The sequence below is a fragment of the Dehalogenimonas etheniformans genome (assembly GCF_014672715.2).
GTDB classification, from domain to species: domain Bacteria; phylum Chloroflexota; class Dehalococcoidia; order Dehalococcoidales; family Dehalococcoidaceae; genus Dehalogenimonas; species Dehalogenimonas etheniformans.
The window spans coordinates 1,983,239-1,993,063 of record NZ_CP058566.2; the positions used below are offsets into that span (position 1 = coordinate 1,983,239).

9 protein-coding genes are annotated in these 9,825 nt (G+C 46.0%); 6 read left to right on the forward strand and 3 right to left on the reverse strand.

What is annotated here, in order from left to right; all coding sequences use genetic code 11:
• Window positions 1-75: 75 nt before the first annotated feature.
• The 3 genes from HX448_RS09975 to HX448_RS09985 form a co-directional block, all read right to left on the reverse strand.
• A complete protein-coding gene (locus HX448_RS09975) occupies window positions 76-537 on the reverse strand; it encodes an SRPBCC family protein (RefSeq protein ID WP_102331058.1) in 462 nt (153 codons plus the stop codon).
• Between the two features lie 20 nt (window positions 538-557).
• Window positions 558-1,205 (reverse strand): DUF998 domain-containing protein, encoded by a 648-nt coding sequence (locus tag HX448_RS09980; protein WP_102331059.1) that lies wholly within the window; start codon window positions 1,203-1,205, stop codon window positions 558-560.
• 806 nt (window positions 1,206-2,011) lie between these two features.
• Window positions 2,012-2,530: a MarR family winged helix-turn-helix transcriptional regulator gene (locus tag HX448_RS09985; protein ID WP_226846765.1), complete on the reverse strand. Its 519-nt coding sequence runs from the start codon at window positions 2,528-2,530 to the stop codon at window positions 2,012-2,014.
• 188 nt (window positions 2,531-2,718) lie between these two features.
• Between HX448_RS09985 and HX448_RS09990 the strand changes: the two genes are divergently transcribed.
• From HX448_RS09990 to HX448_RS10015, 6 genes are all read left to right on the forward strand, one after another.
• Window positions 2,719-3,429: a response regulator transcription factor gene (locus tag HX448_RS09990; protein ID WP_102331060.1), complete on the forward strand. Its 711-nt coding sequence runs from the start codon at window positions 2,719-2,721 to the stop codon at window positions 3,427-3,429.
• Window positions 3,430-3,540: 111 nt separating this feature from the next.
• Window positions 3,541-3,981, forward strand: coding sequence for a response regulator transcription factor (locus HX448_RS09995; RefSeq protein WP_102331061.1), 441 nt, complete (start codon window positions 3,541-3,543; stop codon window positions 3,979-3,981).
• Between the two features lie 247 nt (window positions 3,982-4,228).
• Window positions 4,229-6,028, forward strand: a complete 1,800-nt coding sequence (locus HX448_RS10000; protein WP_102331117.1) for an adenosylcobalamin-dependent ribonucleoside-diphosphate reductase — start codon at window positions 4,229-4,231, stop codon at window positions 6,026-6,028.
• Between the two features lie 363 nt (window positions 6,029-6,391).
• Window positions 6,392-6,997: a YkgJ family cysteine cluster protein gene (locus HX448_RS10005; protein ID WP_102331063.1), complete on the forward strand. Its 606-nt coding sequence runs from the start codon at window positions 6,392-6,394 to the stop codon at window positions 6,995-6,997.
• A gap of 83 nt (window positions 6,998-7,080) precedes the next feature.
• Window positions 7,081-7,872 carry a Dph6-related ATP pyrophosphatase gene (locus tag HX448_RS10010; protein ID WP_102331064.1) on the forward strand — a complete coding sequence of 264 codons (792 nt, stop codon included), beginning with the start codon at window positions 7,081-7,083 and terminating at the stop codon, window positions 7,870-7,872.
• A 188-nt stretch (window positions 7,873-8,060) separates the two neighbouring features.
• Window positions 8,061-9,482 carry a reductive dehalogenase gene (locus tag HX448_RS10015; protein WP_102331118.1) on the forward strand — a complete coding sequence of 474 codons (1,422 nt, stop codon included), beginning with the start codon at window positions 8,061-8,063 and terminating at the stop codon, window positions 9,480-9,482.
• Window positions 9,483-9,825: the final 343 nt, after the last annotated feature.

Genomic DNA, 9,825 nt, shown 5'->3' on the forward strand with positions numbered 1-9,825 from the left:
GTGCGACGGGGTGGAAGGGAAAAGCAATGGCTAAAGAAATATTGGTTAAAGCGGTTCTTCTAAACTCTGAGAAAGTCAGTTCAAAATCAGTTTTGTTTTGATTGCCTCGTAACCTTTTACCATCACGCGGTTGTGATTCCACATCAACACTGGTTTGAAAACTATACCGAGTGCGTTCATCAACCAACCGGATGTTGATACATCCCATTGGTAAATGGTTCGGCAGCCATCGCCCTCCTCCTCGAGAGTCCAGATTCCCTCACCCTCAAGGTCGCCGGTTACTTTCATTTTCAGCCGCTTCCCGTTCTCGATTTCGGTGATTTCCAGGGTAAAAGCGAGCTCACCGACTAATCCCTGGACGGCGGCGTTAATACGTTGACCGATTTTGAGCGATTTGTCATGACCAATAATTTCAAAACGCTTCACCCCCGGCCACCATTGGGGCATCGTTTCACCATCCCGGATCAGTGACCAAACGCGATCGGGTGGAGCATCAAAGTGCCACTTTGTCACGAAATGGTATTTCAAATTGTCCATGATGTGTGCCTTACTCTTTTTCAGCCTTGTGGCAAATCCCCCAGTATCGCCTCGCCTTTGACCAGCCATGACACGCCGAAGGCTACGATGGCGATCGATTCCAGCCAGAAAGTCGGATGCAACGCGTTGATCGCATCATTCTTTGGCAGTATTCCCCCGAGGAACATGACGAGTATGCACCCCAGGATAACCCAGCCGCAGACCCGATACACGATATTACGCTCTAGCTTGCGGGGAGTTGGAGTTTGGGTGGGATCTGTTTTTGTAAAGAGAAACAACGAAAAATAGGCCAACATCAGGAACATGCAGGCCGCAAAGATCAGGTGAAAAGTGCCTACTGTCTTTGCCAGGTCTGATGGTTGCATCTCCGGTGTCGCCGGAAACAAAGCCACTCCGATCGAAAATATGCATGCAAGGATGCCAGCCGGACCGTCGCCCTTGTACCCTCGGTATGAAAAAAGAAAAACGCCGATCGCGCACAGACTTCCGACGAATATGTTTCGCATGCCGGTGTAGTAATAGGAACTGATGGAATTTTGAATGCCGGGGCTTTCGAATATCCATTTGCCGATCACAAGGACGAAAGGCAGCGAGATGCCGATTATGCCTACCGCCTTGCGTAAGGTCAGGTAGCAGCGGACTAAAACGTCGTTGGACTGCTGGGCCATTAGGAAATTATAACACCGGCAAAAAGCGAAGATTCAAATTGCTTTGGGTGGATGGTGGGCGCTATCAGTCAATAGACAGAACTTTTAGCTTAACATTCAGCCTAACCCCGAGATGAATGTGGGTGCGCCTAGATCAAGATAACAATCTAGCTTCTTGTGACGGGAAAAAATTTGAATCGATTGACTAGAGTCTCTATGTCAGAGACTGAACACGGTGGCGCTTCGTGTTTAATACAAAACCCTGTCAGTTTTAATTCCTAGGTCACTGTCATATTTTTGCTTATTTCGGCACTTATCACTTTCCACTATCCTGTTTCTAGTATCTCATTTAGGAAGGCGTAGGGTATTGACTGGAAAGTAAAAATAGCTTTGACAAGATACTAAAGAGGAAAGTAGCAGGATAGTAGATTTAGCTTTGAATGATCCACCGTAGGCTGGTAATTGGAAAGTAGACGATACTGGAAAATTAGCTTCGACTGGATAGTGACTGGAAACTAGCACGGGCGAAGTGAATCAGTCGCCCAGCAGAGTGGAATAATCAAAATTAAAAAACAATCACCTGAACAAAAGCAGATAAAGTGACCTGGACGGGGAGACGGAGGAGAGTCGTGCGCTCTCCGAAACGCAACCGGATGTTTTTCAATGAATCGATAGGATTTCGCCCGAAGGAGTTCAATTGTCCCTCGGGTGTTTTTAGATGTTGTCTCTTTCAAGGAGTCGGACACTGCCTGAAGCACGACTTATCCTGGAGTGGATTTCCTTTGAGCTATTAAGGGGGGACGACGTAGGATATTCGATGTTCCTATTTACTTTAGATTTATTTTATATTCAACTAGTATTTTAGATTGTTTGTATACCTGAGGCAATAAATGATCCCGGAGCTTTAGGAGTATATTTGCCAAAAACTCTTTTTCAATATCAGTTAAACACTCCATCGAATCATGGCCGGCGGCTTCAATGTCTTGTCTGGCGTTCTCGAAAAGATCCCTTCCATTTTGAGTTAGTTCTACTCTAACCATGTGTTTCTCTTTGAGGTCTTTATGCTTAGTGACCAGACCTTGGTTTTCTAGTCTGCCGATCATTGCCGACACTGCTGCAGGTTCAAAAATCACAGACTTAGCTATCGAGTACGGAGTAGGCAAACCATTGAAGTTATTGATTTCATGTAATATCGCGAATGCTTCTCCGCTAAGATTAATTTTCTTTTTCTTTAGCCAACGTGACCATAACTTCGTAAGCAAATGGCTACTTTGGAAAAGCAAAATTCTTAAATACCAGTCAAGATCTATTGTTGGCGATGGAGTGACCGCGGGTTTCTTAGGCACTGCAAGAGCCCATCCTTTCTGCAGCATTCTATCTTTATTCGACAGCTCGAGCAACAATAACTGTTTAATTGGTCGTTTAGAGTCAATCCTAAAAAATTCTTGGTTCTAATACTTTAGGACGATGACACTAACAGATAGTAGACCTATACTAGTAGACGTCTACTATCTCTCTATTGAGGGTGAGACCAATGCGATTTCTAGTTATCGAACCTGTGCGAGCAGATTTGGAGGCGATCAACTCCATTTTTAAGATGTGTTGGCATGGGATCTTGATTATAGCGGCTCATACCGGCGCTGAAGCATGGGAAACGATTGAAAAACGTTTGCCTGACTTGATAATTCTTGATCTCACAATGCCTGACATTGACAGTTTTGAAATGGTTAAAAGTGTTCGTTTGTTTTCCTCTGTTCCCCTGATCGTCATAGATGCAAATCAAAATGAATCGTCGTTGGTTAGATCGTTTGAACTTGGTGCGGACGATTATCTCATCAAACCACTCCGGCCCTTAGAATTATTGGCGCGTACGAAATCTTTAATGCGACGAATATCGACTAACCGAAACGACCAGATTTTGGTTGCAGGGATGCTTCGATTACATGCCTCTCTCCACATGGCATACCTCGGCGATAAGGAAGTGGCTCTTACCCGGACGGAACATGTAATTTTACGCCATTTGGTAGAGAACATGGGTAATACCGTCTCCCACCGAAGCATCGCCCAAAAAGTCTGGGGGGATGATTCTGTTGATTCATCGGCCAGTTTAAGGGTTTATATTGAACACATAAGGAAAAAACTCGGCGACAATTCACGTTGTCCCTCATTAATTCTCACTGAGACTGGTTTTGGTTATCGACTCATTCCCCCAGAAACGAGAGTTAATGAACCTGTAATGGTGTAGCATCTACCTTCTTCCCTTTATATTTCTTTATCTGAACCTATAACTCTTTACGTTGACTTTATTTAGCTAATTACAACTCGTTACCGTTTTTTACGCCTTTCGATAGATTGATTGTCTATCATTGTGCGCATGAATATCCTGATTATCTCCCGTGATCAGGCAACTTCATCTCTGATTTCTAACGTAGTGCAAATGCGATGGCCAGAATCTGGGAAAGTGGTAATTGTGCACAAGTTAGATAAAACCCAAATGATCGGACAAGACGCTTATGATTTGGCAATTGTTGACGGTGACCTGAAACGTCCAGCGATGGGAATTATCTCGCGCTTGCGAAAGTATCCTAACTTACCGCTTTTATTCGTTGCTGATCCACATGGCGATCAAATGGAGACAGCTTGGGTGTTAAATCACGGCTGCACAGATTATCTATTCAAACCTATTAACGTCGATGATCTAATTTCAACGCTTGAGTCTATGGATGGTGTAGCGCGATTGCGTACTAGTCCTTCGGCAAGATTTCCGGTTATTAACCTAAACGGAAGTAAAAATTAGATGGACAACCAACAAATAATTAGCCGAAAAACCTTTATAAAAAATCTTGAACGAAGGACTTTAAGATGTCACCCAAAATCCTTCTCTAACAATTTGCTACGGAGTCTAGTTCACACGCCAAATCGACTAGATCAAATTCGGGTGATCAAATAATCGACATTTTGAACGGTAAGCATTCGTGTGCTCGAGATAGCGCCAGTGATAGTTCCTGATTTCTGTACGAAATAGCGATTTGTACGAATTGAAGATGCTTGATTTCATCGAAACCCCAACGTTTTCCGAAGTAAAACTCTCCGCAAATGGCTTGCGAGTGCTAGAGAAGCGTTACCTCAGGCGCAATAGAATAGGTGAGATGATTGAAACTCCCGAGGATATGTTCCACCGGGTAGCCAAAGCTGTTGCCTCAGCTGAATTCAAATACAAGTCTAAAGCTAACGCCGGCTCGGTCGAAAATGAATTTTATCAGGTGATGGCCAATCTCGACTTTTTGCCCAATTCCCCGACCTTGCTGAATGCTGGTACTGAAGATGGGCAATTAGCCTCGTGCTTCGTCTTGCCTATCCCAGATTCTGTTGAAGAGATCTTCGATGCGATCAAACACACCGCTCTAATTCACAAAAGTGGCGGAGGCATCGGATTCGACTTATCGCAAGTCAGGTCTAAAGGCAGTCCTGTCGGGAAACACCCGAACGCTGCAGGTGGACCCGTAGCGCTTATAAATGTCTTTGCCAAAGCAGCCGACTACATCAGACAGGGGGGTATTCGCCGTGGCTGCAACTCCGTAGTCCTGAGCGTAGACCACCCCGACATTTTGGATTTCATCAAGGCCAAGAACGACCCGCTAGCTCTAACCAATTTCTATAATTCTATTTCAGTTACCGACGATTTCATATCAAGAGTATTGGCTGGAACAGATTATCCTCTCATTGATCCACACTCAGGCAGCGAAGTTAAACGTCTGAAAGCTCGCGACGTCCTTAACCTCATTGTCGACCAGGCATGGCATACCGGTGATCCCGGCTTGGTCTTCATCGACCGTATTAACCTAGACAATCCCACACCCGCCTTTGGCAATATGAAAACCCTCACAGGCTGCGGCGAGCAAGCTCTACTTCCATACGAGTCATGTAATCTCGGATCCATCAACCTCGCCCGAATGCTTATGGATAACGGCGATGGGCTGAAGATCGATTTCGATAAGCTCGAGCGGATTGTGCCGTTAGCAGTTCGTTTCCTGGATAACATAATCGATATCAACCATTTCCCGGTCAAAGAAGTTGAACGGGCGACGAAACTTACTCGCAAAATTGGACTTGGTGTCATGGGATTCGCCGACATGCTTATCCGACTGCGGATCCCATATAACTCGACCAAGGCTATTACAGTGGCCGAGACAATTATGGAGTTTATCAATGACCTAGCCCATAAAGCCTCCCAACGGCTTGCTAGGGAGAGAGGTGTCTTCCCAGCGTGGCACGGCAGCACCTACGAAATAATAGGCATTCCAATGCGTAATGCCTGCTGCACCACTATCGCTCCCACGGGAACGCTGTCCATCATTGCTGGGGTCTCGAGCGGAATCGAGCCCATCTTTGCGGCGGTCTTTGTCCGCAACATCCTGGATGGTGAGAACCTCTTGGAGATCAACCCCTATTTCGAAGAAGTGGCTCGAGAGCGCGGTTTTTACTCCAGGGAACTCATCGAGCAATTGGTGACATCAAATCATTTATATCTTAGGAAAGAGGTTCCCGAGGACGTCCGAAAAGTCTTTGTAACAGCCCATCGGGTCTCGCCGGATTGGCATGTGAGGATTCAGGCTGCCTTCCAACGGCATACCGATAACGCGGTATCCAAGACAGTCAACTTCCCCAAGAGTGCCACTAGGGAGGATATCGCCAGGGTATTCATGATGGCTTATAAGCAGGGTCTCAAGGGAATTACCGTATATCGGGACAACAGCCGGGACTTACAGCCTCTATCTACCAGTGAGGAAGGGGTCAAGTTATTGGAGAAAATTGAATATTTATCGTTTCAAAAGAGGAATTAAATGCTATTACTCATAATTGTATTCATTATCGCAGCGATCGTAATTATTGTGATTGGTGCTCATAACTCATGGATAAAGAATTGTCTCGATGACGCAGGTCCTTTTGGTTCCGCAACAGGCCTTACCGCCAGAAAAAGACTAGGCATTCTACATTTAACTTACGTTTGGAATGAAAAGAATCGAAGTACTGAAACTGACGTAACTGATTTCAGTCAGAAACAAGAACCAGCGCCTTTGTCACAGGAATGGTTAAAAAGTGTCTACAGGAAAGCGTAGGTTCAACGATCGAAAGGTATTAGATGTCAACATGAACTTGCTGGGTATTAGGGTCGACAGGTCGTATTCCACCTACGAAGGATTGACATGATAGAACAACAAGTCCACAACGTGATGTCGTTGCAGGAACAAGCTTATTGGCGGCATCTCACCGACGAGTATGAAAGTTATCTCCGTCTAATGTCGCTACGAAATCCTATGGCAGTCAAGTTCGGGGTGAAGTCCTGCCAACGTTGTGGTCAATGCTGCCTCCGCTTCTGCACCCCTCGCCCCGACGAAATCGAACCGATTGCCAATTACCTCAAAATATCGGTTAGCGAGTTAATCGGAAAATATATGGTCATTGACACTCCTGATTGCAAGACCTTTTTCCTACGTTGGGCTAAACATGGCGAAGAGGACATCACCGGTGGGCGTATACCCACTCTAAGGACGTACGACCGAGGATATTGCATCATGTTCAACGAGAAGACACGGACTTGCCTGATTCATCCGGTGCGCCCCCGTGAAGCTAGATATGTCAAATGTTGGCGACAAGACAATGGCTTGGACAGAAATGAATGGGGCATAAGCGCCTGGAAAGAAAACGACATATATAAATTTATCGGCGATTGCGACCCTAGTTTAATGCGACCTCCGAGGGCTGCAGGAATAAATAAGTCTCCACCGACACAGAGAGGGCTTACAGCTTAACATGAGAGAGCTACTGGTCAATCCGTCCAACGACACAGGCACCAAAGACGCCATGACGATAAAAATGTCGATGAGGAAGTTATATGGATCGTTTTAGCCAATATCATCCCGAAGAAGCCCTCGTTTCCTGGAGCGGCGGGAAGGACTCGGCTTACGCCTGCTTCCTAGCCATGCGCCAGGGGCTAAATGTACGCTACCTGGCCTCAATGATGACCACGAACAACAACCGACTTTTTCCCCACTATCTGACTCCTGAAATCATGCAAGCCCAGTCTGACGCTATTGGCATACCGCTTGTTCAGCAGTGGGTGACCGTACCCGCGAAGGTGACACGCGATAAGACCAGGGTGACCGATTATGACGCAAAATTTACCGATATGCTGAAAAAGGCAAGAATTCAGGGTGTCACCTGTGGCGTCTTTGGTGTTGTGAGTGTAGGCAACCCATTTTACCAACAACAACACGAATGGGTCCATGAAGTGTGCCGTCCTGCAGAAATACGTCCTTACCTGCCCCTTTGGGGAATTGACCGCCAATCAATACTCACAAATATCATCGCTGATGGTTTTAAAGCCATCATTGTAATGTGCGACAACCATCGCTTGGGTAAGGAATTTCTCGGTCGTGTCCTTGACGAAGATCTTCTAGCCGAGTTTGTCGAACGACACCGGTCGACTCCCGATGGGAAAGTTGGCCTATACCACACGTTTGTTCTTGATGGACCAATTTTCAAAAAGAGACTAGAAGTGGATGAGTCCGCCGAGATCAAACTTAATGATATGTGGTATCTGGATATCAAGCGCTTCCACCAAGCCGAAAAATCCACCAAGGAGCCATCCATCATATATCAGGAAGAGGAGTTAGCTCTTGTCTAATGAGCAAAGTCGGAACCGATATTTCTAATTTAACCTCGTTCGGCAATGAGACAGGTTATTGAATTTCGCGTAGCAGCATATGGTACCAGGTGGGTTTGCGTGGAAAGAAACGTGGAGGATAAGACATGATAAGTTGACACTCAGGAAAGTCTGAGAAAAGCTAACGAAATAGAAAGAAAGGGAAGTAAATGTCTACTTTTCATAGTGCTATTAGCCGCCGCGAATTCATGAAAGGCTTAGGGTTAGCAGGAGTTGGCGTCGGAGCTTCAGCCCTAGTGGGACCTACCTTCCACGATATGGATGAAATGGTCGCCGCTCCCACAGCGATTTCCAGAAAACCTTGGTGGGTAAAGGTAGTCGATACGCCACCAATGCCGATGGATCTAAGTGTACTAAAGCCTGGCCGAACCAAGGCCTTGCCTCCTACAACCCCCGCGCAGGACAATTTGGGACCCTACATCGCGTACTTTCAGAAACAATTCCCTGATTGGAAACCATCAGGCCATTGGAGTGATTATCGAAACGGCCACACAGCCCAACAATTTGCAGACATCAAGTGGGATGCATTGGTCTCTCATCCCTGGATGATTCCTCCACCGGCGATGAAACCCCCGTATATTATGGGAATGAGGCCCCAAGGTTTCCGTGAATATGCAAGTTGGAAAGAGAGAGGATATTCATCACGGTGGCAGGGCACTCCTGAAGAAGCCTTGAAAATTTGTAAGGTGTCTGCACAGTTGGCAGGCGCTGCCGATCTCGGAGTTATTCCAGTCGACGACAATTTCCTTAGGGTGATGTGGGGGAATAACGGGACAACACAGTATGAATTCGGTGACGTTGAAGACTTTGTGTTCACACCCAATGACATCGCTCCTACGAAGGTGGTGATTCCAAAAACATGTAAATGGTACCTGCACTGGACGAGCCGTAATCCTTATTGGCAGGCTAATCAATATTGTGCGACGGCTGGATATGAAGGTATTGTCTCAGAACATCCATACTGGGTTAATACTCTACAATCTATAGAGAATTTCTTATGGGGCCTTGGCTATCTTTCTCTAAGTAATGTACATGGTACATATCAACCATCGGGTTATGCCGGCGTTATGGCAGGAAGTTCTGAGTTAGGACGAGCTGGGTATGCCATGAGTCCGAAGTACGGACTAGGGATGCGTGCCATGTGGGGCTTCCTTACCGACCTTCCACTCGCGGAAACTAAACCGATAGATGCCGGTATGTGGAAATTCTGCCACAACTGCGGTATCTGTGCCGAAGAGTGTACTTTCCAATCAATTCCGAAAGGGGATCCAACCTGGGAGGCTCCTTCTGATTATCAGTACGCTGACCGCTATAATCCCGGTTACTTGGCCTGGCGTAATGATACAACCAAATGCCATCACTGCCCCGTTTGTATGACTGTCTGTCCATTTAGCCGCAACAACCCAAGTGACGCGAGCATCCATGATATAGTTAAAGCCACCACAGCTAATACTTCAGTTTTTAATGGTTTCTTTGCGAAAATGGAGAGGACCATGGGGGGAAATAAGTTTAAACACCCTGATCTTGTCTGGGAAGCGGACTTTGAACCTATGGGAGTTTGGAGCGAGTGAAATTCTGTCAATTGACCTGAAGTAAAGCCTAAATAAAACAGGTGCCTAATTGGTTGAATCCGAAGGAGAGGTGCTGTTCGTATATTGGCACCTCTCCTTAATTTTTAGACCTTGATAAAGGGGGCAAATGAAGGTACATTGTAAAATTCTCAGTTGTTCGATGAAGGTTGTTGTTATCTCAATCCTGTTAGTTTCTGTTTGCGGGTGCTCGAATGAATCTCATGGGTCTAACCGTTTTTCGATTAAACCTACCTTTCAACAGGATACATTGGTATCAACATCAAGCGATGGCAGGGTAATCTTCGCCGATACTTGTGGAAAATGCCACATGTTGACAGAGATC

Bases quoted from the DNA above. Each gene is read 5' to 3' on its own strand.
- HX448_RS10005 (WP_102331063.1), top strand. From the start codon at position 6,392: ATGATAGAACAACAAGTCCACAACGTGATGTCGTTGCAGGAACAAGCT.
- HX448_RS10010 (WP_102331064.1), top strand. From the start codon at position 7,081: ATGGATCGTTTTAGCCAATATCATCCCGAAGAAGCCCTCGTTTCCTGG.
- HX448_RS09980 (WP_102331059.1), bottom strand. From the start codon at position 1,205: ATGGCCCAGCAGTCCAACGACGTTTTAGTCCGCTGCTACCTGACCTTA.
- HX448_RS09990 (WP_102331060.1), top strand. From the start codon at position 2,719: ATGCGATTTCTAGTTATCGAACCTGTGCGAGCAGATTTGGAGGCGATC.
- HX448_RS10000 (WP_102331117.1), top strand. From the start codon at position 4,229: ATGCTTGATTTCATCGAAACCCCAACGTTTTCCGAAGTAAAACTCTCC.
- HX448_RS10015 (WP_102331118.1), top strand. From the start codon at position 8,061: ATGTCTACTTTTCATAGTGCTATTAGCCGCCGCGAATTCATGAAAGGC.
- HX448_RS09975 (WP_102331058.1), bottom strand. From the start codon at position 537: ATGGACAATTTGAAATACCATTTCGTGACAAAGTGGCACTTTGATGCT.